Annotated in this window: 32 protein-coding genes; 18 read left to right on the forward strand and 14 right to left on the reverse strand. The window is 69.9% G+C overall.

Annotation, left to right across the window (positions count from 1 at the left end; genetic code table 11):
• The 7 genes from GGR71_RS08885 to msrB all read right to left on the reverse strand — a co-directional run.
• A partial coding sequence (locus GGR71_RS08885; protein WP_184451878.1) for an IS110 family transposase occupies positions 1–454 on the reverse strand: 454 nt, incomplete at its 3' end.
• A gap of 481 nt (positions 455–935) precedes the next feature.
• Positions 936–1,220, reverse strand: a complete 285-nt coding sequence (locus GGR71_RS08890; protein ID WP_160962429.1) for a DUF4031 domain-containing protein — start codon at positions 1,218–1,220, stop codon at positions 936–938.
• Between the two features lie 9 nt (positions 1,221–1,229).
• The gene (locus GGR71_RS08895) at positions 1,230–1,754 is read right to left on the reverse strand and encodes a hypothetical protein (protein WP_160962427.1); all 525 of its coding nucleotides are present in this window, start codon (positions 1,752–1,754) and stop codon (positions 1,230–1,232) included.
• A gap of 107 nt (positions 1,755–1,861) precedes the next feature.
• Positions 1,862–3,058, reverse strand: a complete 1,197-nt coding sequence (motB, locus tag GGR71_RS08900) for a flagellar motor protein MotB (protein ID WP_160962425.1) — start codon at positions 3,056–3,058, stop codon at positions 1,862–1,864.
• A 7-nt stretch (positions 3,059–3,065) separates the two neighbouring features.
• Complete coding sequence (gene motA, locus GGR71_RS08905) at positions 3,066–3,920, reverse strand: flagellar motor stator protein MotA (protein WP_017908926.1); 855 nt, start codon at positions 3,918–3,920, stop codon at positions 3,066–3,068.
• A gap of 114 nt (positions 3,921–4,034) precedes the next feature.
• Positions 4,035–4,436 carry an MliC family protein gene (locus GGR71_RS08910; protein ID WP_160962423.1) on the reverse strand — a complete coding sequence of 134 codons (402 nt, stop codon included), beginning with the start codon at positions 4,434–4,436 and terminating at the stop codon, positions 4,035–4,037.
• Positions 4,437–4,474: 38 nt separating this feature from the next.
• The gene (gene msrB / locus GGR71_RS08915) at positions 4,475–4,939 is read right to left on the reverse strand and encodes a peptide-methionine (R)-S-oxide reductase MsrB (protein ID WP_160962421.1); all 465 of its coding nucleotides are present in this window, start codon (positions 4,937–4,939) and stop codon (positions 4,475–4,477) included.
• Between the two features lie 134 nt (positions 4,940–5,073).
• On the opposite strand from msrB, the gene GGR71_RS08920 reads away from it, so the two are divergent.
• Together GGR71_RS08920 and GGR71_RS08925 are read left to right on the forward strand one after the other, a co-directional pair.
• Complete coding sequence (locus GGR71_RS08920) at positions 5,074–5,523, forward strand: hypothetical protein (RefSeq protein ID WP_160962419.1); 450 nt, start codon at positions 5,074–5,076, stop codon at positions 5,521–5,523.
• 122 nt (positions 5,524–5,645) lie between these two features.
• On the forward strand, positions 5,646–6,026 hold the full coding sequence (locus GGR71_RS08925) for a baeRF12 domain-containing protein (protein ID WP_160962417.1): 381 nt from the start codon (positions 5,646–5,648) through the stop codon (positions 6,024–6,026).
• A gap of 24 nt (positions 6,027–6,050) precedes the next feature.
• Here GGR71_RS08925 and GGR71_RS08930 read toward each other — a convergent pair whose 3' ends face one another.
• Positions 6,051–6,530 carry an Lrp/AsnC ligand binding domain-containing protein gene (locus GGR71_RS08930; protein WP_017908762.1) on the reverse strand — a complete coding sequence of 160 codons (480 nt, stop codon included), beginning with the start codon at positions 6,528–6,530 and terminating at the stop codon, positions 6,051–6,053.
• Between the two features lie 136 nt (positions 6,531–6,666).
• Here GGR71_RS08930 and GGR71_RS08935 point away from each other — a divergent pair, with 136 nt between their 5' ends.
• Positions 6,667–7,974: a D-amino acid dehydrogenase gene (locus GGR71_RS08935; RefSeq protein ID WP_160962415.1), complete on the forward strand. Its 1,308-nt coding sequence runs from the start codon at positions 6,667–6,669 to the stop codon at positions 7,972–7,974.
• Entirely contained in the window at positions 7,953–9,026 is a 1,074-nt protein-coding gene (alr, locus tag GGR71_RS08940) for an alanine racemase (RefSeq protein ID WP_160962413.1), read from the forward strand. Before GGR71_RS08935 ends, alr begins: the two co-directional genes overlap by 22 nt.
• Before the next feature lie 47 nt (positions 9,027–9,073).
• Here alr and GGR71_RS08945 read toward each other — a convergent pair whose 3' ends face one another.
• Entirely contained in the window at positions 9,074–9,646 is a 573-nt protein-coding gene (locus GGR71_RS08945; protein WP_160962411.1) for a DUF3016 domain-containing protein, read from the reverse strand.
• Positions 9,647–9,837: 191 nt separating this feature from the next.
• Between GGR71_RS08945 and GGR71_RS08950 the strand changes: the two genes are divergently transcribed.
• The 5 genes from GGR71_RS08950 (at position 9,838) to GGR71_RS08970 (ending at position 14,539) form a co-directional block, all read left to right on the forward strand.
• Positions 9,838–10,308, forward strand: coding sequence for a hypothetical protein (locus GGR71_RS08950; protein WP_160962409.1), 471 nt, complete (start codon positions 9,838–9,840; stop codon positions 10,306–10,308).
• Between the two features lie 19 nt (positions 10,309–10,327).
• Complete coding sequence (locus GGR71_RS08955) at positions 10,328–10,576, forward strand: hypothetical protein (RefSeq protein ID WP_131721681.1); 249 nt, start codon at positions 10,328–10,330, stop codon at positions 10,574–10,576.
• Between the two features lie 163 nt (positions 10,577–10,739).
• The gene (locus GGR71_RS08960) at positions 10,740–12,737 is read left to right on the forward strand and encodes a hybrid sensor histidine kinase/response regulator (protein ID WP_184451880.1); all 1,998 of its coding nucleotides are present in this window, start codon (positions 10,740–10,742) and stop codon (positions 12,735–12,737) included.
• A gap of 73 nt (positions 12,738–12,810) precedes the next feature.
• Positions 12,811–13,131: a DUF3247 family protein gene (locus tag GGR71_RS08965; protein ID WP_160962407.1), complete on the forward strand. Its 321-nt coding sequence runs from the start codon at positions 12,811–12,813 to the stop codon at positions 13,129–13,131.
• Positions 13,132–13,204: 73 nt separating this feature from the next.
• Positions 13,205–14,539, forward strand: a complete 1,335-nt coding sequence (locus GGR71_RS08970) for a PQQ-dependent sugar dehydrogenase (RefSeq protein ID WP_160962405.1) — start codon at positions 13,205–13,207, stop codon at positions 14,537–14,539.
• Between the two features lie 255 nt (positions 14,540–14,794).
• Here GGR71_RS08970 and GGR71_RS08975 read toward each other — a convergent pair whose 3' ends face one another.
• Positions 14,795–15,058, reverse strand: a complete 264-nt coding sequence (locus tag GGR71_RS08975) for a hypothetical protein (RefSeq protein ID WP_017908770.1) — start codon at positions 15,056–15,058, stop codon at positions 14,795–14,797.
• 143 nt (positions 15,059–15,201) lie between these two features.
• On the opposite strand from GGR71_RS08975, the gene GGR71_RS08980 reads away from it, so the two are divergent.
• Both GGR71_RS08980 and GGR71_RS08985 read left to right on the forward strand, forming a co-directional pair.
• Complete coding sequence (locus GGR71_RS08980) at positions 15,202–16,272, forward strand: class I SAM-dependent methyltransferase (protein ID WP_160962403.1); 1,071 nt, start codon at positions 15,202–15,204, stop codon at positions 16,270–16,272.
• Positions 16,269–16,976 carry a pseudouridine synthase gene (locus tag GGR71_RS08985; protein WP_160962401.1) on the forward strand — a complete coding sequence of 236 codons (708 nt, stop codon included), beginning with the start codon at positions 16,269–16,271 and terminating at the stop codon, positions 16,974–16,976. Before GGR71_RS08980 ends, GGR71_RS08985 begins: the two co-directional genes overlap by 4 nt.
• 305 nt (positions 16,977–17,281) lie before the next feature.
• On the opposite strand, the gene GGR71_RS08990 is transcribed toward GGR71_RS08985, so the two are convergent.
• Together GGR71_RS08990 and GGR71_RS08995 are read right to left on the reverse strand one after the other, a co-directional pair.
• The gene (locus GGR71_RS08990; protein WP_160962399.1) at positions 17,282–17,848 is read right to left on the reverse strand and encodes a DUF1415 domain-containing protein; all 567 of its coding nucleotides are present in this window, start codon (positions 17,846–17,848) and stop codon (positions 17,282–17,284) included.
• Positions 17,849–17,864: 16 nt separating this feature from the next.
• A complete protein-coding gene (locus GGR71_RS08995; RefSeq protein ID WP_160962397.1) occupies positions 17,865–18,794 on the reverse strand; it encodes a LysR family transcriptional regulator in 930 nt (309 codons plus the stop codon).
• A gap of 144 nt (positions 18,795–18,938) precedes the next feature.
• Here GGR71_RS08995 and GGR71_RS09000 point away from each other — a divergent pair, with 144 nt between their 5' ends.
• The 6 genes from GGR71_RS09000 to salA all read left to right on the forward strand — a co-directional run bounded on the left by GGR71_RS09000 (position 18,939) and on the right by salA (position 24,837).
• A complete protein-coding gene (locus tag GGR71_RS09000) occupies positions 18,939–20,123 on the forward strand; it encodes a muconate/chloromuconate family cycloisomerase (RefSeq protein WP_160962395.1) in 1,185 nt (394 codons plus the stop codon).
• A gap of 2 nt (positions 20,124–20,125) precedes the next feature.
• Complete coding sequence (gene catC, locus GGR71_RS09005; RefSeq protein WP_160962393.1) at positions 20,126–20,416, forward strand: muconolactone Delta-isomerase; 291 nt, start codon at positions 20,126–20,128, stop codon at positions 20,414–20,416.
• A 76-nt stretch (positions 20,417–20,492) separates the two neighbouring features.
• Positions 20,493–21,431 (forward strand): catechol 1,2-dioxygenase, encoded by a 939-nt coding sequence (gene catA / locus GGR71_RS09010; RefSeq protein WP_160962391.1) that lies wholly within the window; start codon positions 20,493–20,495, stop codon positions 21,429–21,431.
• Positions 21,432–21,595: 164 nt separating this feature from the next.
• Positions 21,596–22,789, forward strand: coding sequence for an OmpP1/FadL family transporter (locus GGR71_RS09015; protein ID WP_237474496.1), 1,194 nt, complete (start codon positions 21,596–21,598; stop codon positions 22,787–22,789).
• A gap of 19 nt (positions 22,790–22,808) precedes the next feature.
• Positions 22,809–23,528: an alpha/beta fold hydrolase gene (locus GGR71_RS09020; protein WP_160962389.1), complete on the forward strand. Its 720-nt coding sequence runs from the start codon at positions 22,809–22,811 to the stop codon at positions 23,526–23,528.
• 22 nt (positions 23,529–23,550) lie between these two features.
• On the forward strand, positions 23,551–24,837 hold the full coding sequence (salA, locus tag GGR71_RS09025; RefSeq protein WP_160962387.1) for a salicylate 1-monooxygenase: 1,287 nt from the start codon (positions 23,551–23,553) through the stop codon (positions 24,835–24,837).
• 396 nt (positions 24,838–25,233) lie between these two features.
• Here the strand turns inward: salA and GGR71_RS09030 are convergent, their stop codons facing one another.
• Positions 25,234–25,716 (reverse strand): YajQ family cyclic di-GMP-binding protein, encoded by a 483-nt coding sequence (locus GGR71_RS09030; protein WP_019798247.1) that lies wholly within the window; start codon positions 25,714–25,716, stop codon positions 25,234–25,236.
• Positions 25,717–25,987: 271 nt separating this feature from the next.
• Positions 25,988–26,185 (reverse strand): hypothetical protein, encoded by a 198-nt coding sequence (locus GGR71_RS09035; protein ID WP_184451927.1) that lies wholly within the window; start codon positions 26,183–26,185, stop codon positions 25,988–25,990.
• Here GGR71_RS09035 and GGR71_RS09040 point away from each other — a divergent pair.
• Entirely contained in the window at positions 26,103–26,999 is an 897-nt protein-coding gene (locus tag GGR71_RS09040) for a DMT family transporter (RefSeq protein WP_160962385.1), read from the forward strand. The genes GGR71_RS09035 and GGR71_RS09040 overlap by 83 nt on opposite strands.

The following is a 26,999-nucleotide window of genomic DNA, read 5'->3' on the forward strand; positions in this document are numbered from 1 at the left end:
GCCGGTTGCGCTCCATCTGCAGCATCTGTTGCAGATCCTGGCGCCGACGCACCAGCGCCTTGAGCTGCTTGAGCGCCGGCGGGTCAGGCTGCCAACGGCGTAACTGCTCGCGGTGACGCAGGGCATAGCTGGCGATCAGCTTGGCATCGCTGCGATCGGTCTTGACCCGGTTGAGTTGACTGCGCGCGTACGCCGCCGTCTGCGCCGGGTTGAGCACGCACACCCGATACCTGCATGCGTGAAGGTACTCGGCCAGCGCCTCGTGATAGGTGCCAGTGGCCTCCATGGCGATCCAGCTATTGGGCTGCGCATGGGTCTGCAGCCACGCCTGCAGGGCCTGGAACCCCTTGGCATCGTTGGACAACTTTGCCTTGGTACGGTGCTTGCCATTGGCCAGCTCGATGGCCACATCGAAACTGCGTTTGGCGACGTCGATACCGATGACAGCAGACATAAACGATCCTCCATCGTGTCAGGGTCATGATCGGCGCTGAGCCCGGTCCTGCCTTGTCGATGCGAGTTCACGCCAGGGGCGGACTCTGGATACCGTTCGGACACCCAAGGGCCAGCATGTGGAGGGGGGAGCCGATCTACGATGCAAGCTCGAAGCTTTAGGAGCGACTGGACTTCCCGCACCTCCTCCGATGATCAGTCGGAAGACATGACGCCTGTTTAGGGGCGTCACGTCCAGATACAAGGAGCGGCTTCAGCCGCGACGAACGAAACCAGGATCGCACCGCCTGTGTGGAATGTCGGACTGAAGTCCCTCCGGCAGTGCGCCGACAAGCATCGCAGCTCCCTGTGGGAGCGACTTCAGTCGCGACGCGCGGAGTCGTCAGACGCCGCCGTGTCGGCCGCTGCCGGAAGCGCTGGCCCGGTGCACCCGCACGTCTGCGCCGTCGCAAGGCGCCATACGCCGATGCCACCATCACGCATCAATCGGCCTCCCCGCGCGCCTGTGCGCGGGCATGGCGGATCAATGCTTTCAGCAACTCGCGATCGCTGTGTCGCGAGACCGGCACCGCGCCCAGGCGGATCGCTTCGTCGCGCAGGGCCGCCGGCACGTCGTAGTGCGCGCCGCTGAGCTTGTTCTGGAAGGCGCGGCGGGGAATGCCCAGCCGCGCCGCCATGGCGTGCAATTCGTCCAGCGTGTCGGCGAGCAGGTGGCCCCAGCGCTGGCCGCGCCAGGGATGCACCGCGTCGTCGATGTAGACCGCCATCGGGTCCGGTCAGGCCGGCTTGTGCGTGCCGTCGGCCTCCGCCGCGGCGTCCGGCGCCGCGCTGCCGTCGGCCTGCGCCGGCGCGGCGTCGGTCGTCTCCGATGCGTCGTCCGCGTCGGTCTCGTCCTCGCCCGCATCCTCTGCCGCGCCATCGCCCGCCGCGAACTCGGCGACCAGGGCGTCCAGGTACTCGGCCGGGGTCTGGCCGGCTTCGGCCGCCAGCGCGTCGATCATCTGCTGCAGCTGCGTCGAGTACTCCAGGGTGATGGTGTTGCCTTCCTGCTCCTGCAGGTTGGCCAGGTGCTTGAGCATCGCCAGCATCGGCACCGGATTGTCGGCATTGCCCATGGTCTGGCCGCCGACCGCCAGCAGCCACTGGCGTCCCTGCAGGCCGATCGCGGCCAGCACGCGGCCGCTCTGGTCCTGCAGCACGGCGTGGTTGGCGATGGGCTGCTCGCGGCCCAGGCGGGCGAAGGGGCGCGGCGACTGCTGCTTCTTGCGCTTGTCGCGCTTGGCTTTGGATTGCTTGGACACGGCGGTCTCGTTGGCGAAGTGGCGGCCATTGTAAGCGCCGCGCCGTGTACGGTCCTGCCGGGTCAGCGCGGCGAGGACGCCGCCGGCACGTTTGGGTACCGCCGCGATCAGCGTGCGCTGGCCGCTTCGGTCCCGCCGCTGCCGGCGGCGGCCGTCACCGGTGCGCCGCCGTTGATGCTGCGCAAGGCATCGCGCGCGGCGGCGGCTGCCGCCTCAGGCGAGGTCGTGCGCGGCTCGGCGATCTGCACCGAGGCCTTGGCCGTCGTCGCCGCCGGTGCCGCCGGGGCAGCGCCGTTCGCGGCGGCCGGCGTCGCCGCGGGTGCGCCCTTGCCGGCGGCCGGTGCTGTGGCCGCTTCGGTCGCCGCCGCGCTCAGGTCCGGCACCTTGGTGTCGGCATCGGATTGCACCGTGCCCAGGGCGACGCTGTGGTCGCCATCGGCGGTGGCGGCGTCCTCGGCATCCTTGGTCATCACCACGATGCTGATGCGGCGGTTGATCGGATTGTTCGGCACCTGCTTGTCGAACAGCACCGACGAGGACAGCCCGACCACACGCGAGACCTTGTCCTCGCCCATGCCGCCGGCGACCAGTTCGCGGCGCGCGGCATTGGCGCGGTCTGCGCTCAGCTCCCAGTTGCTGTAGCCGTTCTTGCCGCTGTACTGGGTGACGTCGGTGTGGCCGGTGATGCTGATGTGGTTGGGTACCTGGTTGATGAAGCCGGACAGCTCGTGGAGGATGCCGCGGGTATAGGGCTTGAGCACCGCGCTGCCGAGGTCGAACATCGGCCGGTTCTCCTTGTCCACGATCTGGATGCGCAGGCCGTCCGGGGTCAGGTCCAGCAGCAACTGGTCCTTGAACGGTTCCAGCGCCTGGCTCTTGTCGATGGCCTGCTTCAGCTCCTGCATCAGCGTTTCCAGGCGTTCCTTCTCCTTCTCGCGCTGGCTGCTCTTGCTGTTGTCGTCGCCCTTCAGGCTCTTGCTGCCGAACGGATCCTTGTTGTTGCCGCGCTGCATCTCGCCGGCGCCGCCGAGCTTGATCATCGAGGTGCTGGCGCCGCCGGGGCCGGCCATGCCGGGACTCGGCGCCGGGCTCTTGCCGGCCAGCGGGCTGGGATTGCGGAAGTATTCGGCGATCGCCGCGCGCTGTTCCTTGGTGGTGGCCGCGACCAGCCACAGCACCAGGAAGAACGCCATCATCGCGGTCACGAAGTCGGCATAGGCCACCTTCCACGCGCCGCCGTGGTGGCCGCCGCCCTGGACCTTCTTGACCCGGCGGATGACGACGGTGGATTTGGTCTCGGCCATGACCGCGTTACTTGATCGTCTTCAGATGCGATTCGAAGTCGGCGAAGCTCGGCCGCACGTCGGTCGGCAGGGTCTTGCGCGCGAATTCGAGGGCGATCTTCGGGTTGTAGCCGCGCAGGCAGGCCAGCAGCGCGGTCTTCACCGATTCGAAGATGCGGCTGTCCTGCTCGGCGCGCGCTTCCATCGCCGCCGACAGCGGCGCGACGAAGCCGTAGGCCAGCAGGATGCCGAGGAAGGTACCGACCAGCGCCGCGCCGACGTGGTGGCCGATTTCCTCGATCGGACCGCCGATCGAACCCATGGTGATCACGATGCCCAGCACCGCGGCGACGATGCCGAAGCCGGGCAGGCCGTCGGAGACCTTGCTCAGCGCATGCGCCGGCGCCATCGCCTCGTGGTGGTGCTTCTCCAGCTCCAGTTCCAGCAGCGGTTCCAGTTCGTGCGGCTCGATGTTGCTGCCGATCATCAGGCGCAGGCAGTCGGTGATGAAGTCCAGCAGGTGGTGGTCGGCCAGCACCTTCGGGTAGTTGCCGAAGATCGCGCTGTCGGCGGGGCGCTCGACATGGTCTTCCAGGGCCATGAAGCCGTCGCGGCGCGCCTTGTTCAGCAGTTCGTAGATCAGGGTCAGGGTGCTGCGGTAGTCGTCGGCCTTGTACTGCGGGCCCTTGAACACGCCCAGCACGCCGGAGAGGGTCGCCTTGACGATCTTGCCCGGGGTGCTGACCAGGAACGCGCCCAGCGCCGCGCCACCGATGATCATCAGCTCGTAGGGCTGCCACAGCGCGCCGAGTTTGCCGTGCGACAGCACGTAGCCGCCGACCACGCTGATGATGACGACGATGAAGCCAACGATGATGAGCATGGCGGGGCAGCCTGCGGGCCGGAACGGGGACGCTCTAGATGTCGGCCTCGCCGCGCCATTCTGAAGGTGTGAACTGTGCCGGGTTTTTGGCGGTGCCGGCGGCAGGCCGGGTGCTCAGCCGGTCATGCCGCTGTCGTGGCGGACGCATTTGAGCGTCTCGCCCAGGCCGGCGAGGGTCAGCGTGGCTTGGTCCGGTTGCGACTGCCAGAAGGTATTGCCCAGCGCATCGGTGTAGCGCGCGCCGGTGGCGGCGCCGGCATCGGTGCGCTGCATGTCCAGGCGGGTGCCGCGCACTTGCAGGGCCAGCCGCTCGCGCGCCGGATCGGCCGCCGCCTGCACCAGTTCCTCGCCGCAGCGCCACTGCATGGGCAGGGCATCGGCCTGCAGGCCAGGGGTGGCGGCGGGCGAGGGCGTGGCCGCTGCCGGCGCGGCCTGCGCCGGCGGCGGGGTGTCGCTGCGCTGGCAGGCGCCCAGGGCCAGTGGCAGGAGCAGGAGGGGAAGCAACGGGGTACGCATGCCGGTGGTCTCCCTGTGGCGGCGCGGTGGCGCCGGAATCAGGCCGGTTCGGTCTCGCCGCCGCCGCGGTGCAGCGGGTTGGGCAACGCCTGGCCCTGTTCGGTGAACTGCAGCGAGACCGAGTTCAGGCAGTGGCGCTCGCCGCTCGGCGGCGGGCCGTCCGGGAACACGTGGCCGAGATGGCTGTCGCAGCGGGCGCAGACGATCTCGGTGCGGATCATGCCGTGGCTGGTGTCGCGCAGTTCGCGCACGTGGTCGGGGTGGTAGGGCGCGAAGAAGCTCGGCCAACCGGTGCCGGAATCGAACTTGGCGCTGGAGCGGAACAGCGGTAGTCCGCATAGCCGGCAGGTGTAGACGCCCTCCAGCTTGTTGTCCAGGAACACCCCGCAGAACGGCGCTTCGGTGCCGTGTTGCAGCAGCACCCGGCGCTCCTCCGCGTTCAGGTCGCCGATCAGGCGCTCGCGCTCGGCAGCGGTGGGAGGCGTGAGGTCGAAGCGGCTCATGGCAGGGCCCTTGGCTGGAAGAGTGGAAACAACATGAGGGCTTCAGGCACGGGATCAAGCATGCCGCCGGTCGCATCGACGCCGCCCGGACGCTGGAGTAGCGTGAGAGACCCCCGGCCATGCGAGATCGCCCCATGTCCCGCCTCTTCATCCGTGTCGCCGCCATCGCCCTGCTTGCGCCGGTGATGGCCGCCGCACAAGGCTTGCAGCCGGTGCCGGGCACGCCTCCGAGCAACCGCGACGCCAACGCACTGCGCGCCCCGCCGCCGCCACGCGCGACGCCGGTGCCGTCGGGTCTGGATCAGCGCCCGCAAGCCGCGCCCATTCCGACGCCGAGGACCGGGCCGATCCCGTCCAATCTGGGCGACCGGCCGCAGGCCCCGGCGCAGGACCAGCGCGCCCATCCTGCCCTGCCGGGCGGCGTCGCCGACCCGTCCGCCCGCCGCCCGGTACGCCTCTACGACCGCAGCGGCCAGGTGATCCCAGGCGCGATGCAAGTGGGGCCGAACCGCGCGCTGGACACCCGCACCGGCCGCTACTACGACACCGTGCCCAGCGGCGACGGGGTGCGCATCCAGGAGTGATGTGCTTGCACCCGGGCGACGAACGCGCGGCGAACGTCGCGTGGCCGCCATCCTCACAAATCGGTTCCTAGACTGGCGGACCGGCCGCGATTGCCGCGGCGCCATGTTTCGCAGGAGAACCGATGAGCAAGCTTCCCGACAACACCCTGATCGTCGTCGCCGACCGCACCAGTGCGCGCCTGTTCCGGGTCAACCTGGCGGGCGAGACCGTGCTGCTGGAGCAGACCGAAGTGCTGAACCCGACGCCGATCGAGGGCGTGGAGGACGGCGACCGGCCGATGACCATGGATGAGGCCGGGTTCGTGCGTCAGGTGGCCGAGCGGCTGTACCAGGATGCGCTGCGCGGGCAGGTCGAGCATCTGATGCTGGTCGCCGACCCGCACACGCTGGGGCAGTTGCGGCCGCTGCTGCACAAGGAAGTCCAGAAGCGGGTGGTGGCCGAACTGGCCAAGAACCACGCCAATTCCTCGCGCGACGACCTGGAGAAGCTGCTGGTCTCCTGACCCGCACGCATTCGCCCGCAACGCTCAGTCGGCGATCGGCAGGCTGAGCGTTTCCTTCACCTCTTCCATCACGATGTAGCTCTTGGACTCGCGCACGTGCGGCAGGGTCAGCAGGGTGCTGCCCAGCAGCTTGCGGTAGGAGGCCATCTCGCTGATGCGCGCCTTGAGCAGGTAGTCGAAGTCGCCCGAGACCAGGTGGCACTCGAGCACGTTCGGCAGCTTCAGCGCGGCGCGGCGGAACTCCTCGAAGATGTCGCCGGACTTGTAGGCCAGGCTGATCTCCACGAACACCAGCAGGCTGGCCTTGAGGTAGTGCGGGTCCAGCCGCGCGTAGTAGCCGGTGATGGCGCCGTCTCGTTCCAGCCGGCGCACCCGCTCGGTGCACGGCGTGGTCGACAGGCCCACCCGCTCGCCCAGTTCGGTGAAGGAAATGCGCCCTTCCTGCTGCAGGATGCGCAGGATCTTGCGGTCGATCTTGTCCAGTTCGCGGAGGCGTGCGGCCATGCGGGCGGGTCTCAGGGGTTTGGCCTGTCAGGCCGGTCGAAGTCAGGGGAAAATCCTGGGTTGTGCTGCCTATACTGCACCGAACTTCTGCCCTGGCGCCATCCAGCCAGGGAATTGATCCGAACGGAGTAGGCGCATGCGGGTTCTGGTTCTCGGCAGCGGTGTGATCGGCACGGCCACGGCGTGGTATCTGGCCCGCAGCGGCTGCGAGGTGACGGTGGTCGACCGCCAGCCGGCGGCCGGGCTGGAGACCAGCTACGCCAATGCCGGCCAGGTCTCGCCCGGCTACGCGTCGCCCTGGGCGGCGCCGGGGGTGCCGCTGAAGGCGCTGAAATGGCTGTTCCAGCGCCATGCGCCGCTGGCGATCACGCCGACCGCCGACCTGCAGCAGTACCTGTGGCTGGCGCAGATGCTGCGCAACTGCACTGCCGAGCGCTATGCGATCAACAAGGCGCGGATGGTGCGCCTGTCCGAGTACAGCCGCGACTGCCTGGACCAGTTGCGCGCCGAGACCGGCATCGCCTACGAAGGCCGCCAGCTCGGCACCACCCAGTTGTTCCGCACCCAGCAGCAACTGGACGGCGCGGCCAAGGACATCGAGGTGCTGCGCGAATACGGTGTGCCCTACGAACTGCTGGATCGCGCCGGCATCGCCCGGGTCGAGCCGGCCCTGGCCAGTGCGCCGGCGACCCTGGTCGGCGCGCTACGCCTGCCCAACGACCAGACCGGCGACTGCCGCCTGTTCACCCAGCGCCTGGCCGCGATGGCCGCCGAAGCCGGCGTGCAGTTCCGCCAGGGCGAGACCATCGAGGCGCTGCAGGCCGATGGCGACCGTATCGACGGCGTGCGCATCGGCGGCCGGCTGGAGCGCGCCGACCGCTACGTGGTCGCGCTGGGCAGCTATTCGCCCGGCCTGCTGGCGCCGCTGGGCATCCGCCTGCCGGTGTATCCGCTGAAGGGCTATTCGCTGACCCTGCCGATCCGCGACGCGGCGCTGGCGCCGACCTCCACCATCCTCGACGAGAGCTACAAGGTGGCGATCACCCGCTTCGACGAACGCATCCGCGTCGGCGGCATGGCCGAACTGGCCGGCTTCGACCTGTCGCGGCCGGCGCGGCGCCGCGCCACCCTGGAGAAGGTGGTCAACGATCTGTATCCGCGCGGCGGCGACCTGGCTGCGGCCGAGTTCTGGACCGGGCTGCGCCCGGCCACCCCGGACGGCACGCCGGTGGTCGGCGCCACCGGCTACCGCAACCTGTTCCTCAACACCGGTCACGGCACGCTGGGCTGGACCATGGCCTGCGGCTCCGGCCGCTACCTGGCCGACCTGATGGTCTCGCGGCAGCCGCAGATCAGCGGTGAGGGCCTGGACATCTTCCGTTATTCCCGCGGTTCCGCCGCATCCGTTGCCGAGGCCGTCGCGTGCGCCCAGCCCGTGCATTGATCGACCTCGACGCGCTGCGCCACAACTACCGCCTGGCCCGCCGGCTGAGCGGCGGCAAGGCGCTGGCGGTGGTCAAGGCCGATGCCTACGGGCACGGCGCGGTGGCCTGCGCGCGCGCGCTGGACGGCGAGGCCGACGGCTTCGCCGTGGCCTGCATCGAGGAGGCGCTGGAACTGCGCCAGGCCGGCATCGCCGCGCCGATCCTGCTGCTGGAAGGCATCTTCGATGCCGACGAGCTGCCGCTGGTCGCCGAACACCGGCTGTGGTGCGCGGTGGCCTCGCCCTGGCAGGTGGAGGCGATCGCCGCCTTCGCCGCGCCGCAGCCGCTGTGCCTGTGGCTGAAGCTGGACAGCGGCATGCACCGGCTGGGCCTGGCGCCGGCCGAATTCCGCGCCGCGCACGCGCGCCTGAGCGCCTTGCCGCAGGTCGAGCGGCTGGTGCTGATGAGCCACTTCGCCCGCGCCGACGAGCTGGACAGCGCGCGCACGCGCGAGCAGGTGGAAGTCTTCCGCGAGGCCACCGCCGGCCTGGCCGGCGAGACCAGCCTGTGCAACTCGCCGGCGCTGCTCGGCTGGCCGGAACTGCACAATGACTGGGGGCGGCCGGGGCTGATGCTGTACGGCGCCGATCCGTTCGCCGCGACGGCGGCCCTGCCCGGCGAACTGCGCCCGGTGATGACCTTGCAGTCCAGGATCATCTCGGTGCGCGACCTGGCGCCCGGCGAGCCGGTCGGCTACGGCGCGCGCTTCGTCGCGGCGCGGCCGACCCGGGTCGGGGTGGTGGCGATCGGCTATGCCGACGGCTATCCGCAGTTCGCGCCCAACGGCACGCCGGTGCTGATCGACGGGGCGCCCGGCGCACTGATCGGGCGCGTGTCGATGGACATGCTGACCGTGGACCTGACCGACCACCCGCAGGCCGGACTCGGCAGCGAGGTGCAGTTGTGGGGCGCGCAGCCGCGCATCGACGCACTGGCCGGGCGCTGCAGTTCCAGCGCCTACCGGTTGCTGTGCGGCCTCAAGCGCGCGCCGCGCACCTATCTCGGCGCTTGACCCGTGCCTGACGGCGCTGGCGCGATGCCGGCGCCGCGCTGGCCGCCTCAGCGTTCGGCGACGGTGCTGTCCTTGTTGCGGAACTGGCGGCGCAGCCAGTCGTCGAGCATGCGTTTTTCGTAGCGCAGCGGATCGGTGCTCAGGCCGACCGAGCTGTTGTACAGATAGCTCGGATCCATCAGCTTCGGCTGGCCCTGCGCCAGCACCTGGCCATCGGCGCCGTACAGGGTGAAGTCGAGGCTGATCCGCGGCGGGTACAGGTCGCGCATCACCCGCACGTCGTTCCAGTTCGGGCCGTGCCACGGTTCGAAGTCGCCGGCGCGCTTGATGTCGGTCAGCGTGATGTTCAGGCGCTGGCCGGGCTGCAGTTGCTTGGCGGCCTGCTTCTGCAGGTAGGCGGCCAGGTCCTGTACCCAGTCGCCGCGTTCGGCTTCCCAGCGGTTGCGGCTCTGCCGCAGTTCGCTGAAGGTGGCCGGATCGGCCCAACTGACCTGTACCGGGCCGTCGCTGGCGAGGCTGCGCGGGGCCTGCGGGTCGGTGACGTTGCGGATCTCGGCGGAGGCGCCGCCCGCCCACAGGCAGGCAACAGCCAGCGCCGTCCAGGCATAGCGGATCTTCATGGCGGATCTCCAGGAGGCGTACGCCCAGTGTGTGCCTGTGCCGGCATGCCTGCAATCGCGGCGCGGCGCGCGGCGGCGATCGTTGGCCGTGGATTCATCCGTCCGGCATGACGGGCGGCTCACATCGCCTCGCCGCCTGCTTCACGGTGCGCGCGCGAGCATGGATGCCACTCGAGTGCTACGGGGATCGCATGAAGACGCCGTTGTTCCACCAGGCCCACACGGGCAGCGATGTGCGCCTGCAGTTCATCGACTGGGCCAAGCGCCACGGGCACAGCCCGGCCAGCGGCGCGGCGGCGTTCGTCGAGCACCAGGCCAACCTGGACGAGGCGGCGCGCCAGCTGCGGCTGAATCCTGGCGACGACGTGCGTCACCTGCTGCGGCGCTACCTGGTCTCGCTCGGCGAGGCGCGGGACGTGGCCGTGCAGTTCCCGCCCAGCTACCACTACCGCAGCCCGCAGGGGCAGAGCTTCCGCTACACGCTGACCCTGGTGCTGGCCGAGGACGGCGTGGAGTGGAAGGCGCGGGTGTGGACCGGCCTGGAGTACCTGGGCCTGATCGTGGGTCGCGGTGCCGGCCCGCGCGCCAACTACACGCGCTTGGCACGGATGGCGGTGGAGCACGAGCTCGCCAGCGACGCGCCGCGTTTCACGCTCGGCTGAGCGGTTCAGGAAATTTGTCATGTCCGTCGTCAGCGCGCCCGAGCGCCCCGTGGTCCCCGAAGAATGCCGTCGGCAATGTCGGCAGCTGGGGCCGGCACGCGTGCAGCAGTTGCTGGAATCCTCGCCGCCGCCGCCGTGGCGCGAGGAAGCCGAGCGCTGGCTGGAAGAGCAGGCCTTGCGCAGTGCGCGCCTGACCCAGTGGATGGTCTTGGCCGGCATCGGCCTGTCGCTGCTGGGCATCGTGCTGGTCATCGCCTTCTTCTGGTGACCCGGTTGCAGCAGGTGCCGTGGACGTCGCGGCTTGACGGCGGCGGAGTGGCTTAACAAGATGAGGGTTCCGCCTCGCCGTTCCTAGCGCGCCGTTGTTGCGCCGCGGATGCCGGGCACCGTCTTCATTTGTTGCCGTAGGCCGCTTCCAGAGCTACTCCGTCATGCATGCCAGCCCAGAATCCACGTCCTCTTCGCTCGCGCAGGCGACGGACCTGCAGTACCGCGAGATCTTCGACAAGAGCGATTCCGGCTTCTGCGTGATCCAGGTGTTGTTCGAGGGGGAGTGCGCGATCGACTATGTGTTCCTGCAGGTCAACCCGGCCTTCGAGCGCGAGACTGGCTTGCGCGACGTGGTCGGGCGACGCGTCCGCGACGTGTTGCCGACACTGGAGGAGCACTGGTTCCAGCGTTACGCCGAAGTGGCGCTGAGCGGCCGCTCGGTCAAGTTCGAGAATTTTGCCGCGGCACTTGGGCGTTGGTGGACCGTGGATGCGTTCCGCGTCGGTGCGCCGGAGCTGCACCAGGTCGCCATCCATTTCCTCGACATCACCGAACGCAAGCGGGTGGAGCGCGATCTGGCCGAGAGCGAGGCGCGCTTCAGCGCGCTGGCCGAGGGCCTGCCGATGCCGGTGTGGGTCCTGGACGCCCAGGGCGAATTGCGCTTCACCAACACCGCCTACGCCGAATTCTTCGGGATCGACCCGCAGAGCGACGATGCACGACCAGGCTGGGGCGACGTGCTGCATCCGGAGGACGTGGGCGTGTTCGCCTACGAACTGCGCAACGCGCTGCACGACCAGCGCAACCTGCGCGCACTGGTGCGCGCGCGCCGCCACGACGGCGAATGGCGCTGGGTGGAGATGACCGCGGTGCCGCGCTATTCCGCCGAGGGCCAGTTCATCGGCCTGGCCGGCAGCAGCCCGGACGTCACCGAGCGCCGCGACATCGAGCTGGCGCGCGAGCAGTTGCTGGAATCCGAGCGCAGCGCGCGCAACGCCGCCGAGAGCATGGCGCGGCTGAAGGACGAGTTCCTGGCGACGCTGTCGCACGAGCTGCGCACGCCGCTGACCACCATCCTCGGCTGGAGCGATCTGCTGCTGCAGCGGCTGCCACCGGGCGATCCGAGCAGCAAGGGGGCGGTGATCGCCAGCAGCGCGCGTGCGCAGCAGCGGCTGATTTCCGACATGCTCGATCTCAGCAGCATGCTGCTGGGCAAGGTGCAGCTGGAAGTGGAGGCGCTGGACCTGGCCGAGCAGGTGCGCGAGGCGATGCGTGCGCAGGAGCCGGTGGCCGAAGGCAAGGACCAGGCGCTGACCCTGCAGGCGCCGGCGCAGCCGTGCATGGTGCTGGGCGATGCCACGCGCCTGCAGCAGGTGTTCTGGAACCTGCTGTCCAATGCGATCAAGTTCACGCCTGCGCACGGGCGCATCGCCCTGGCGATCGAGCTCGATGCCGATGGCGAGCATGTCAGTGTCGCCGTGCGCGATTCCGGTGACGGCATCCCGCCGGAGTTCCTGCCGCATCTGTTCGGCCGCTTCCGCCAGGCCGACAGCACCACCACCCGCCTGCACGGCGGCCTCGGCCTGGGCCTGGCGATCGTGCAGCAATTGGTGGAGATGCATGGCGGCCAGATCAGCGCGGCCAGCGAAGGCCGCGGCTGCGGTTCGGTGTTCACCGTGCGCCTGCCGCTGCACCGCGACGCGCCGGGCTCGCGCCCGCTGCGCGAAGTGCGTGCCTTCGCCATGGCCGAACAAGTGGTCGAGGCGCATTCGCTCAAGGGCGTACGCCTGCTGGCGGTGGAGGATCAGCCGGACATGCTCGACTACCTGCGACGCCTGCTCGAGGAGCAGGGCGCCGAGGTGATCGCGGTGGGCTCGGCCAGCGAGGCGCTGGGGGTGCTCGACGGCGGCGGCCATGCCGCGATCGACGTGATGGTCACCGACATCGGCATGCCGGGCATGGACGGCTACGGCCTGATCCGCACCGTGCGCGAGAACATGGGCCTGGGCGCGGACGACCTGCCGGCGGTGGCGGTGACCGCGCTGGCGCGCGCCGACGATCGCCAGCGCGCGCTGCAGTCCGGCTTCCAGGAACACCTGGCCAAGCCGTACAGCGTGGCGCAGCTGGTCTCGGCGGTACGCTTCGCGCGGCAGCGCTAGGGCACCTGCGCTCTTGTCCGCCGGCTCACGCCGGCGGCGCTACGGTGGGACGTCCCTCGCACGGAGTCCACCGATGACCAAGTACGCCAAGCGTGTCCACACCGACCAGGCGCAGATCCAGGCATTGGAAGAGCTGGCCAAGCAACTGCCCGAGCAGTCCAACGTGCGCATCGAGCTCGAGGACGGCAGCAGCTTCCTGGGCACGGTCACCATCCGGCCCAGCATCCAGTTGTTCCGCGACGCCAACGAGCAGGAGGGCAGCAACGCGCAGGTCCGCATCGACGGCCTGGACGATCCCGACGAGCATCACTACCTGTGGCTGGACGAAATCCGCAGCGTGCGCCAACTGCCGGCGCGGCCTTGGGACATCGATCCGCGCGGCGACGCCTCTTGACGCATCTTTCACTTTTCCCGCGTCAGGGCTGTGCATCATCGGGTTCCCCCGTGTTCCCGGATATCCAAGACGCATGGCCATGTCTTCGCCGATTCGTGCCCGTTGGGTGTTGTGCGCGCTCAGTGCCGCCCTGCTCGCCGCCTGCGGCGACACCGCCAAGCACTCCATCGAGGACGGCATGGGGCCGGATCCGGTACTGCCCGATCCGGTCAAGCGCATGATTCCCACGGTCAAGGTCGCCGAGGTCAAACGCTGGGCCGATGGCGCCGCGCCGGTGCCGGCCGCCGACCTGGCGGTGCAGGCCTTCGCCCGCGACCTCGACCACCCGCGGTGGTTGTACGTGCTGCCCAACGGCGACGTGCTGGTCGCCGAGACCGCCGAGCCGCCGGCGCCGGAAAAGGAGAGCAGCGGCCTGCGCGACAAGATCCAGGGCGCGATGATGGCCAAGGCCGGCGCCACCGTGCCCAGCGCCAACCGCATCACCCTGCTGCGCGATGCCGACGGCGACGGCGTCGCCGAGGTGCGCACGCAGTTCCTCAAGGGGCTGTATTCGCCGTTCGGCATGGCCCTGGTCGGCGACCGCCTGTACATCGCCAATGCCGATGCGCTGGTCAGCTTCCCGTACAAGGACGGCGACACCCAGATCACCGCCGCGCCCAGCTTCGTCGCCAACCTGCCCGGCGGCATCAACCACCACTGGACCAAGAGCCTGCTGGCCAGCCGCGACGGCAAGAAGCTGTACGTGGGCGTCGGCTCCAACAGCAACGTCGCCGAGAACGGCATGGAGCAGGAGCTCAACCGCGCCGCGATCCTGGAAGTGGACGCGGCCAGCGGCGCCACGCGCGTGTTCGCCAGCGGTCTGCGCAACCCGGTCGGCCTGGCCTGGCAGCCCGGTACCGACACGCTGTGGACCGTGGTCAACGAACGCGACGAGCTCGGCAGCGACCTGGTGCCCGACTACCTGACCTCGGTGCGCGAGGGCGGCTTCTACGGCTGGCCCTACAGCTACTACGGGCAGCACGTGGACGAGCGCGTGCAGCCGCAGAATCCGGAGATGGTCGCCAGCGCGATCAAGCCGGATTACGCGCTGGGCGCGCATACCGCCTCGCTGGGCCTGGCCTTCTACGAGGGCGCGCTGCTGCCGCAGACCTATCAGGGCGGCGCCTTCATCGGCCAGCACGGCTCCTGGAACCGCGACCCGCCGTCGGGCTACAAGGTGATCTACGTGCCCTTCGCCAACGGCAAGCCCAGCGGCAAGCCGCAGGACGTGCTGACCGGCTTCCTCGACGCCGAGGGGCGTGCGCAGGGCCGCCCGGTCGGCGTGGCGGTGGACAAGCCCGGCGCGCTGCTGGTCGCCGACGACGTCGGCAACGTGGTGTGGCGGGTGACGCCCAAGTCGGGCAAGTGAGCGGCTTGGTGAGCCGCGTCTTTCCGCATCGATCGTAGAACGGCTTCGGCCGCGACGCGGGTTCATGGTGAAGCTCGGTCGCGGCTGAAGCCGCTCCTACGAAAGCCACCAACATTGCCACTGACGATGTGGTGTGGCGCAGGTGGCCAGAACTCCGCATCGCAAAAACAGGATGTGCATGCACTCGTAGGAGCGGCTTCAGCCGCGACAAGCGTCACAGGGACGCCTGGTCGCGGCTGGAGCCGCTTCTACACGTCAATGCTCCACCGGCGCCGGCTCCACGCCGAAACGACGGGCGTAGCCGCGTTCGTTGAACACGCGCTCCACTTCGGTGTCGCCCAGTTCCGGGGCGGCGTAGACGGCGTAGACCACGCTGCCGTCGTCGCGCGCGCCACGCTGGTGCAGGCGGTAGCGAGGGCGTCCGGTGCCGGTGTTCTCCGGGTAGTGCAACGGCGGCTGGCTGCCATCCAGGTCCACTTCGCTGTTGTCGACGACGCCACCGATGAACACTGCGCGCATGCTGCCTCTCCAGTCATTGGGTGCCTTGCAGCCTAGGCGTGGCGATGTTGCCGGAACATCAATGATGCGTTGGATTCGCGCAAAACCGGGCTCGCCGCCCGCTGCCGGTAGAATGCGCGTCCCTGTTCCGACGACCATGCCCGATGCCGGCCGCGCAAGACGCTCCCCTCGATACCCTGTTCCTGCCGTTCGCCCAGGGCGTGCTGCGCTGGCCCGCCGGCAAGGTGCTGTTCCTGCGCGCCCGCGACGGCTGGGCGCTGCGCCAGCACGCGCAGCCGGCGCAACTGGTCTGCGAGCAGGACTACCGGCCGTTCGCCAGCGCGCTGCAGCAGGGCGGCTGGACGGTGCGTGCCGAGCAGGACGGCGAGGGCGATGCCGGCGGCTACGCGCTGGTGCTGGTGCTGCCGCCGCGCCAGCGCGAGGAAGCGCGGGCGCTGCTGGCGCGCGCCGTGGCGCTGGCCGCGCCGGGTGGCGTGGTGGTGGCCTGCCAGGCCAACAACGAGGGCGCGCGTTCCGGCGAGGACGATCTGCAGCAGCTGGCCGGCCTCGGCGGCAAGCTGACCAAGCACCACTGCCGGGTGTACTGGACCGCGCCGCTGCAGGGCGCTCACGACGCCGCGCTGCAGCAGCGCTGGGCGAAACTGGACGCGGTGCGGCCGATCCTGGATGGGCGCTTCCGCAGCCGCCCGGGCGTGTTCGCCTGGGACCGCATCGATCCGGCCTCGGCGCTGCTGGCCGAACACCTGCCTGCCGGCCTGCGCGGCCGTGCCGCCGATCTCGGTGCCGGCTACGGCTACCTGTCGGCGGAACTGCTGGCGCGCTGCCCGCAGTTGACCGCGCTGGACCTGTTCGAGGCCGACGCACGCGCGCTGGCGCTGGCGCGCGCGAATCTGGCGCAGGCACCGGCCGGGACGACGCTGGGCTTCCACTGGCACGACGTGACCACCGGACTGCCCGGGCAGTACGACGTCATCGTCAGCAACCCGCCGTTCCATGCGCCGGGGCGGCTGGAACGGCCGGACATCGGCCGGCGCTTCATCGCGGTGGCGGCGCAGGCGCTGGCGCCGGGCGGGCGTCTGTTCCTGGTCGCCAACCGCCATCTGCCCTACGAGGCGGTGCTCGATGCCAGCTTCGGCGAAACCGAGGTGCTCGCCACCCGCGACGGCTTCAAGCTGATCCACGCGGTGCGCAGCCGCGCCGGAGCGCGCCGATGAAACTGGTCAAGCATCTGGCCAATCTGGGCTACGGCAGCCGCAAGCAGGTGGCGCTGATGTTCCGCGAAGGCCGCATCACCGATGCCGAGGGCGAGGTGCTGTACGCCGACGATCAGATGCCGCACGACGCGATCCGGGTCGACGGCGAGCCGCTGGATCCGCCGCCCGGGCTGATCCTGGCGCTGCACAAGCCGGTCGGCTACACCTGCTCGACCAAGGATCCAGGGCGCATCGTCTACGACCTGCTGCCGCCGCGCTTCCGCCAGCGCTCGCCGCTGCTGTCCACGGTCGGGCGGCTGGACCGCGACACCAGCGGCCTGCTGCTGATGACCGACGACGGCGCGCTGCTGCACCGTATCGTCTCGCCGAAAGCGCGCCTGGCCAAGGTCTACGAGGCCACCTTGGCCGAGGATCTGCGCGGCGATGAGGCCGCGCTGTTCGCCAGCGGCACGCTGCTGCTCGATGGCGAGACCACGCCGCTGCTGCCGGTGGAGATGGAAGCGCTGGCGCCGGGCCAGGTGCGCCTCGCACTACACGAAGGCCGCTACCATCAGGTGCGTCGCATGTTCGCCGCCGTCGGCAACCACGTGGCCGCGCTGCACCGCAGCCGCATCGGCGGCTTCGGCCTGGACGATCTGCCGTCGGGGCAGTGGCGGGTGCTGGAGGCGGCGGACGTGGTGCGCTTGTTCGAGGGCGGGGAGTAAGGATTGGGGATTCGGGATTGGCAAAGGCGCGTGGCGTTGCGACGCCGTGCCTTTGCCGATGTCCGGTTCGATCCCAACGTCTGCCAGGTTGACGGATTGCGCTGGACGGTCGCGTCTTGAACCGCGTGCATGGGCCGCTTCAACGAAGCGCGGAGCGCAACTCTCGTAGGAGCGGCTTCAGCCGCGACCAGGCTTACCGGTAACGCCCGGTCGCGGCTGAAGCCGCTCCTACGTGGGATGTGTGGGATGCGGATTGGCAAAGGCAACGACCACGCGTCCTGCCTTTGCAAATCCCCAATCCCCAATTACGAATCCCGACCCTCAAGCGCCCGCTTCCACCCCTCCAGCCCCAGCTTCTCCAAGGTCTGGAGATTGCGCTCGACGATCACGCCGGCGTCCGGGAACGCGGCCACCGCGCGTTCCACGCTGTCCTCGCGCAGCAGGTGCAGGGTGGGGTAGGGCGCGCGGTTGGTGTAGTTGCCGATGTCGTCTGGCGCGGTGCCGGCGAACTGGTACTGCGGATGGAAACTGGCGACCTGCAGGATGCCCTGCAGGTCCAGCGCCTCGACCGCGGCGTCGGCGTTGTCGAGGAAGTCGTTGTAGTCGAGGAAGTCCTGCAGCACGTCCGGGTGCACGATCAGCGTGGTGTCGATCTGTTCGGCCGGGGTGTCGCGCAGCAGCACCAGTTCCTCGGCCAACTGCTCGAGCAGCGCCTCGGGCGTACTCGCGTCGCTGAGCACGTAGCGGATCTGCTGCTTGACGTGCACCGCCTTGGCGAACGGGCACAGGTTCAGGCCGATCACCGCGCGTTCCAGCCAGCGGCGGGTGTCGCCCAGGTAATCGGGCGCGTCGCCAGGGATCTCGTCGTGCATCGGTCGCAGTAATGGCCTAGGGGAGGTGCAGGCGATTGTAGGCGCTGTCCAGCCACGCCGGCGTTTCCGTGTACATCTCGCGGATCAGGTGCTTGATCAGCGGCAGCAGCTCGGAACTGTCGTTGCGGCGATGGCTGAGGATGATCGGCGAGGTGGCGTGCGCGTCGTCGAGCAGGCGGTAATGCAGGTCGCGGCGCAGCACCCGTACCGAGGCCGGGATGACGCACAGGCCCATTTCCGCGGCGACCAGGCCCAGCGCGGTCTGCAGTTCGCGCACTTCCTGCACCGCCAGCGGACGGACGCCGCGGTCGCGCAGCAGCGACAGCACCTGGTCGGCGAAGCTCGGCCGCGGCTGGCTGGGGTAGACGATCAACCGCTGCGCGGTGAGTGCGTCCGGCGCCAGCGGGGCGTCGTCCGCGGCCAGCGGATGCTCCATCGGCAGCGCGACCACCAGGCGTTCCTCGCGCAGCACGAACCGCTCCACCGTGTCGTCGTCGTGGCGAATGCGGCCGATGCCCAGGTCGATGCGGCCGGTCTTCAGCGCCTCGATCTGTTCGCCGGACATCAGTTCCAGCAGGCGGATGTCCAGCTCCGGGCGCTGCTGGCGCAGCCGCCGCACCAGCATCGGCAGGCCGCCGTACAGCGCGGAGGCAACGAAGCCGATCGCGAACACGCGCTGCTCGCTGCGGCCGAGCCGGCGCGCGGCGTCCTGCATCTGCTCGACCCGGCCCAGCACCTGCAGCGCTTCCTCGTAGAACAGCTTGCCGGCGTCGGTCAGCCGCAGCGGGCGGCTGCTGCGCACGATCAGCCGCGTGCCCAGGTGTTCCTCCAGTTGCTGGATCTGCCGGCTCAGCGGCGGCTGCGCGATGTGCAGCAGTTCGGCGGCGCGGGTGAAGTTGCGCTCGCGGGCGACGGCGACGAAGTAGCGGAGTTGGCGCAGATCCATCGGGAGTCCATGCTCGTTTGAAGTATGTTGCGCTGCAATAAAGGCAGAAAGGACACGGATCGCACGGACAAAATACCAAAAAGGTATGGAGCGAGACCGACAGAGTCTTGGACCTGGCCGCGCGGCCGGCGCAGTGTGGCCCGCATGGACCCGCTACCGACCCCCACCCGCCGTACCGCCCCAACCATCGAGCGCGTCGAGACCCTGTTGCTCGACCTGCCGACGATCCGCCCGCACCGCCTGTCGGTGGCGACCATGCAGGGCCAGACCCTGATGCTGGTGCGCCTGCATTGCTCCGACGGCGTGGTCGGCCTGGGCGAAGGCACCACCATCGGCGGCCTGGCCTACGGCGCGGAGAGCCCGGAAGGCATGAAGCTGGCGATCGACCGCTACCTGGCGCCGCTGCTGGCCGGCGCCGACGCCACCGGCGTGCAGGCGCTGATGCAGCGCATCGGCAAGCAGGTCAAGGGCAATCATTTCGCCAAGTGCGCGGTGGAGACGGCGCTGCTGGATGCGCAGGGCAAGCGCGTCGGGCTGCCGCTGTCCGAGCTGCTGGGCGGGCGCCTGCGCGAGCGCCTGCCGGTGGCCTGGACCCTGGCTTCGGGCGACACCGCGCGCGACATCGCCGAGGCCGAGCAGATGCTGGACCTGCGCCGGCACCAGGTGTTCAAGCTGAAGATCGGCGCGCGGCCGCCGGCCGAGGACATCGCCCACGTGGCGGCGATCAAGCGTGCGCTGGGCGCACGTGGCGCGGTGCGGGTCGACGTCAACATGGCCTGGAGCGAGGCCGAGGCGGTGCGTGCGCTGCCGGCGCTGGCCGATGCCGGCTGCGAGCTGGTCGAGCAGCCGGTGGCCTCGCGCGAGGCGATGCAGCGGCTGATGCAGCGCTTCCCGCTGGCGTTGATGGCCGACGAGATCCTGGCCGGGCCGGAGAGCGCGTTCCTGGCCGCGCGCGCGCAGGCGGCCGACGTGTTCGCGGTGAAGATCGAGCCGTCCGGCGGGCCGATCGCCGCGCAGAAGGTCGCCGCCATCGCCGAGGCGGCCGGTATCGGCCTGTACGGCGGCACCATGCTGGAGGGGCCGATCGGCACCATCGCCTCGGCGCAGGTGTTCGCCACCTTCCCGCAGCTGCAGTGGGGCACCGAACTGTTCGGTCCGTTGCTGCTGACCGAGCCATTGCTGACCGAGCCGCTGCGCTACGCCGACTTCCACCTGCACCTGCCCGCCGGCCCCGGCCTGGGCATCGTGCTGGACGAGGCGCAGGTGCAGGCCTTCCGCCGCGATCGCGGCCGCAGCGTGGTGGCGATGAGCGCCACCGTGGAGGACTGATCATGCTGTTCCACGTGACCATGGACGTACAACTGCCCGCCGACATGCCGCCGGAGCGTGCCGAGCAGCTCAAGCGCGACGAGAAGGTGCGCTTCCAGGAACTGCAGCGCGAGGGCCGCTGGCGACACATCTGGCGGGTGGTCGGGCAGTACGCCAACGTCAGCGTCTTCGACGTGGCCGACAACGCCGAACTGCACGCGCTGCTGCTGTCGCTGCCGCTGTTCCCCTACATGCGCATCGCGGTCACCCCGCTGTGCCGCCATCCCTCGTCGCTGTACGAGGACGATCGCTAGTTCCGCTGCGGACGCTCCCTCGGGAGGGGACGTGTCTCGGCCGCCATCGCCACCACGAGAAAGGAAGGGCATCATCATGAGCGTCAAGATCTTCGCCACCCCCGATGTGCAGGCGTTCCTGCGCCAGGTCAGCGGGCTGGACATGCCGGGCGGCGCGCCGCGGGTGAAGCAGATCGTGCACCGCGTGCTCTCTGATCTGTTCCGCAGCATCGACGAGTTGGACATCACCCCCGACGAGTACTGGGCGGCGATCGCCTGGCTCAACGACCTGGGCGCGGCCGGACAGGCCGGCCTGATCTCGCCCGGGCTGGGCCTGGATCATTTCCTGGATCTGCGCCTGGACGCCATCGACGCCGAGCTGGGCATCGACAATCCCACCCCGCGCACCATCGAGGGCCCGCTGTACGTGGCCGGTGCGCCGGTGGCGCACGGTTTCGCCCGGCTCGACGACGGCAGCGACGAAAACGGCCACACCCTGGTCATGCACGGCACCGTGTACGGTGCCGACGGCCGCCCGCTGCCCGGGGCCAGCGTCGAGGTCTGGCACTGCGACACGCGCGGTTTCTATTCGCACTTCGACCCCACCGGCAAGCAGGCGCCGTTCAACATGCGCCGCACCATCATCGCCGACGGCAACGGCCAGTACCGCTTCCGCAGCATCGTGCCCAAGGGCTACGGCGTGCCGCCGGGCAGTCCCACCGAGCGCCTGCTGTTCGCGCTCGGCCGGCATGGCCAGCGGCCGGCGCACATCCACTTCTTCATCGGCGCCGACGGCCACCGCAAGCTGACCACACAGATCAACATCGCCGGCGACCCGCTGGTCGACGACGATTTCGCCTACGCCACCCGCGACGGCCTGGTGCCGGCGATCGTGGAGCACAGCGACCCGGCCAGCATCGCCGCCAACGGCGTGGACGGCCCGTTCGCCGAGATCGCGTTCGATTTCCACCTCACCCCGCTGGTCGACGGCGTCGACAACCAGGCCAATCCGGCGCGTCGCCGCGTGGCTGCTTAGCCGATCCCGCACCGCGGCCAATTTTCGGCCGCGGTGCAGCACCCAACGCCGTCTTGAGTTCCTGGCACCCGCTGCCGCCGCCGTCTCCGGTGGCGGTACGGACCCCTGCGCGCCGCCGGCCGGCGGTACGCATCCACGCATCGGCTCGGAGGGAGGGCCCGATCATGCAGCAGTTTCCACATCCAATGCGCCGCACCGCGCAACGACAGGGTCAGCCGCGCTGGACGCCGCTGTTGTTGACCATGGCGGCGGTCTCCGGCGGCGCGGCCGCCAACAACGGCGTGGCCTTGCCCGGCTACGGCGCGCAGACCCAGGGCCTGGCCGGCACCTCGATCGCCTTGCCGCTGGATGCGGCGGCGTCGGCCAACAACCCGGCCGGCATGGGCGCGGTCGGCGATCGTTTCGATGCCGACCTCACCCTGATCTCGGCGCCGGTGCGCAGCCAGGTCGGCAATGCCCGCTACAAGGACGATGCGCTGATCCCGGTGCCGACCGCCGGCTACAACCGCCAGCTCAACGACGACCTGAGCCTGGGCGTGTCGGTGTTCGGCCATGGTGTGGCGCTCGACTACGGCACCCCGGTCTACGGCAGCCACGACACCCTGTCCAAGCTGCAGCAGGTGGTGCTGGCGCCGACCCTGGCCTGGCGCGTGGGCGAGCACCAATATCTGGGCGTCTCGCCACGGCTGGCCTACCAGCGCCTGCACATCGCCGGCCTGGAAGGCATCGGCTTCCAGTCGGCGGGTGCCGACGCCGCGTACGGCTATGGCGTCGCGCTGGGTTGGTACGGCCAACTGGCGCCGGGCTTGAACGCCGGCCTCACCTGGTCCAGCCGCATCCGCTTCGGCCAACTGCAGCGTTACCGCGGATTGCTGCCGGACGGCCGCCTGGACCTGCCGCAGCAGGCCGGTGCCGGCCTGGCCTGGCAGCCCAATGCGGCGTTGACCCTGGCCGCCGACTGGCTGTGGATCGACTGGTCCGACGAGCGCGCCTACGGCAATCGCATCGACCAGGGCGGGGCGCTCGGCGATCCGGATGGCCCCGGTTTCGGCTGGCGCAGCCAGCGCGTGTTCCGGCTTGGCGCCGACTACCGCCTCGACGATGCGTGGTCGCTGCGGCTGGGCTACTCCCGCGCCAGCCGCCTGATCCCCGACAGCCAGGCGCAACTGGCCGTACTCGCACCGCTGGCGCAGTACCGCCACTACGCGCTGGGCGCGACCTGGCGGCTGTCGCCGCAACTGTCGCTGACCGGCAGCGTCACCCACGCGCCGGGCGGCTCGGTCGCCAGCGGCGGCGTGCAGGCCGGAACCCGCGATCTCACCTACTTCAATCTCGGCATCGGCTGGACCTTCCGCTGAGCCACACGGAGACGATCCCATGCAAACCTATCTGTTGCTGCACGGTTCCTGGCACGACGGCCACGCCTGGGACGGCGTCGCCGAGCATCTGCGCGCGCATGGCGTGCAGGTGCATGCGCCGACCATCGCCGGGCACGGTGCCGGCGCCGACAAGCGCGTCTCGCACGCCGACTGCGTGGCCTCGGTGGTGGATTACGTGCGCCACCACGATCTGCGCGATCTGGTCGTACTCGGCCACAGCTGGGGCGGCAGCATCGTGCAGCGCCTGGCCGAGGAAGCGCCCGAGCGCTGCAAGCGGCTGATCTTCCACAACGCCTTCGTGCTGCGCGACGGCGAGGCGCTGTTCGACCTGCTGCCGCCGCACTACCAGGCGCTGTGGAAGAACGCGGTCGATGCCGATGGCGGCATCATGCTGCCGTTCCCGATCTGGCGCGATGGTTTCATCGGCGACGCCGACCTGGCGCAGGCGCAGCAGGCTTACGCGCAACTGAGCCCGACCCCGGCACGCAGCCATTTCGACGCGGTGCCGCTCAAGCGCTTCCACGAACTGCAGATCCCGCGCAGCTGGCTCTACGCCACCGACGACGTGGCCCTGCCGCCCGGCGAGTACGGCTGGCACCCGCGGCTGAGTGCGCGCCTGGGCGGCTACCGCCTGGTCAGCCTGCCGGGCAGCCACGAAGTGTGTTTCAGCGCGCCCGCGCGGCTGGCCGAGAAGATCCTGCTGGCCGGCCGCGACTGACGTTCCCCACCGGAGACTCCAGATGAATCCTGCATCCCCCCTGCGCATCGGCATCGTCGGCGGCGGCATCGCCGGCGTCGGCTTGGCCCTGGGCCTGTGCCGGCACCGCCATCTCGACGTGCACCTGTTCGAATCGGCGCCGGCCTTCGGCGAAATCGGTGCCGGCGTCTCGTTCGGCCCCAACGCGGTGCGCGCGCTGGCCGGCCTGGGCATGGGCGAGCCCTATGCCGAACTCGCCGACCGTACCCCCGCACCATGGCAGGACGTGTGGTTCGAATGGCGCCGCGGCGAGGACGCGCGGCTACTGGGCCAGACCCTGGCGCCCGGCGTCGGCCAGTCGTCGGTGCACCGCGCCGACTTCCTCGACGCGTTGGCCACGCGCCTGCCGTTCGGGCTGGCCAAGTTCGGCAAGCGCGCGATCGCCGTGGAGCAGGATGCCGACGTGGCGCGCGTGCGCTTCGCCGACGGTAGCCAGTACGAGGGCGACGTGCTGATCGCCGCCGATGGCATCAAGTCCGCCTTGCGTGGCGAGGTGCTGCGTGCGCTTGGCCACGCACCGGCAGAGCCGCGCTTCACCGGCACCTGCGCCTACCGCGGCCTGATCGACGCGGCGCGGCTGCGCGCCGCCTTCGCCGCGCGCGGCGTGGACGCGCACCTGGTCGACGTGCCGCAGATGTTGCTGGGCCTGGACGCGCACATCCTCACCTTCCCGGTGAAGCAGGGCCGGTTGATCAACGTGGTCGCCTTCGTCTCCGACCGCAGCGACCCGGCGCCGCAATGGCGCGCCGGCCAGGCCTGGGTGCGCGAGGCCAGTCGCCGCGAGATGCTGGAGGCGTTCGCGCACTGGGGTGAGGCCGCGCGCACGCTGCTGGAATGCATCGATACGCCGACGCACTGGGCGCTGCATGACTTGGCCGAGTTGCCCGGCTATGTGCACGGACGGCTGGCGCTGATCGGCGACGCCGCGCACGCGATGTTGCCGCACCAGGGCGCTGGCGCCGGGCAGGGGCTGGAGGATGCCTATCTGCTGGCGCAGCTGTTGGCCACGCCGGGCCTGACCAGCGGTGACCTGCCGGCACTGCTGCAGGTCTACGAGCGCCTGCGCCTGCCGCGCGCCTGCCGCGTGCAGCGCACCTCGCGCGAGGCCGGCGAACTGTACGAGCTGCGCGATGCGCAGGCCGGTGCCGACGATGCGCGGCTGGCGCAGACGCTGGCGCAGCGCTTCGACTGGATCTGGACGCACGACCTGGAGGCCGAGGTGGCGCAGGGACGGCGGATGCTGGCCGCGGGCGTCACCGCGGGCGGTTAGACCCGGACTACGGCGCGCGGCTTCGGGCGCACGCGGTGCGGAGACGGTGGTTCGGCTGTGCTGTGCCGTCTCGTTGCGATGTGCCGTATGCGGTCGCGTCGCCCTCCGTACCCGGAGGAGGGTGCGGAAGACGGCGCGAACGCATCGCTTTCATGCATTGCAACGGCCATGCCGGAACAGCTGCGTCCGCGCGGACCGGATGGCGTGCGCAGGTCGCGACGTGATTGCACGTTGCTGTGGCGCGCAGCCCTCGAAGGCGAGGTGATACGCAGCCGAGTGCACTCACGCATCACCGGCGAAGACATCGTGCGGTTGAGGCAAGACGACCCGTCGCCAAGCGGTGGTCGTCTTGCACCCTTGCAAAGGCGTGGTGCGCGAAGCTTTTGCGCAGCGGCCTCAGTCGCGGAAGTTGTCGAACTGCAGCGGCAGCTCGAAATCGCTCTTCTTCAGCAGCGCGATCGCGTCCTGCAGGTCGTCGCGCTTCTTGCCGCTGACGCGCAGCTTGTCGCCGTTGATCTGCGCTTCCACCTTGAGCTTGGCCTCCTTGAGCGTGGCGACGATCTTCTTGCCCAGCTTCTGCTCGATGCCCTGCTTGACCGTGATCTTCTGCCGCGCACCGGCGAGGTTGGTCTCCACGTCGCCGAACTCCAGGCAGCGCACGTCGATGCCGCGCGCCAGCAGGCGTGCGCGCAGGATGTCGGTCATCTGCTTGACCTGGAAGTCGCTGGGCGCGGACTGCGTGATGACCTGGTCGTCCAGTTCGAACTTGGCCTCCACGCCCTTGAAGTCGAAGCGCGTCGACAGTTCGCGGTTGGCCTGGTCGACGGCATTGGTCAGTTCGTGCTTGTCGACTTCGGAAACGATATCGAAGGAAGGCATGGGCGGGTCCTCGGCAAAGATGCCTATCGTAGAACGTGCGGGCGGTGCGTGGGGACGTGCATGTGCGCAGTGCCCTGCGTTGGGTGGCGCCGCGCGTCGCGACGGAAGGGCAGCTCTACCAACGACGAAAGGCCGTTTGTAGGAGCGGCTTCAGCCGCGACAGACGTTACCGGCAATGCCCGTCGCGGCTGAAGCCGCTCCTACAATCGCGGCGATACATCATGCCGAGCCGCGGCAATAACGCGCTATTAGAAGTGCCCTGAGGCCGCTCCTACAGCAGGCAGCACTGGCCGGCACGCCGGCTGGAGTCATGTGGGAGGGACTTCAGTCCCGACGCGATGGTCTCCGGCACCACGCGCAGCGCCGATCGCGGCGATAATGCACCGATGCCCACATCCCATTCCAATGCCGCCGCCGCTGCGTGGATGATCGCCGCGGTCGCGTTCTTTTCGCTGATGGATGCGTCCATGAAGCAGCTCAGCACGCATTATCCGGCGCTGCAGGTGGCGGCGCTGCGTGGCGGCGCCTCGCTGCCGTTCGTGCTGGTGTGGGTGCTGGCCAGTGCTGGGCCGCGCGCGATCTGGCCGGTGCGCTGGGGCTTGCACCTGCTGCGCGGGGTGCTCGGCATCGCCATGATCGGCTGCTTCGCCTGGGCCCTGCGCAGCCTGCCGCTGTCCACCGCCTACACCATCTACTTCGTCGCGCCGCTGCTGGTGGCGGCGCTGTCGGTGCCGCTGCTCGGCGAATACGTGGGCCCGCGGCGCTGGGCGGCGATCGGCCTCGGCCTGGTCGGCGTGCTGGTGGTGCTGCGCCCGGGCATGGACGGGTTCGTCTCGCTGCCCGGGTTGATGGTGCTGCTGGCGGCCGTCGCGTATGCGGTGGCCTCGGTGCTGGTCAGCCTGCTGGCGCGCACCGACACGTCGCAGTCGCTGGTGGTGTGGTTCCTGCTGATCATGGCGTTGGGCGCCGGCGCGCTGGCGCTGCCGGACTGGACCCCGCTGCGTCAGGCCGACAGCGGCTGGATCGCCGGCATGGGCCTGGCCGGGGCGCTGGGCCAGGTGGCGCTGACCCAGGCGTTCCGCCGCGGCGACGCCTCGCTGGTCGCGCCGCTGGAGTACAGCGGCCTGCTGTGGGTGATCCCCTGGGATTGGCTGCTGTGGCGCAAGCTGCCCGACGCCTGGACCTGGGTGGGCGGGGCGATCATCGTCGCCAGCGGCCTGTACCTGCTGCACCGCGAGCGGATCCGCGCGGTGGCGCATCCACCGCCGCAGGCGCACCCCTAG

It is taken from the genome of Xanthomonas sp. F1 (genome assembly GCF_014199855.1).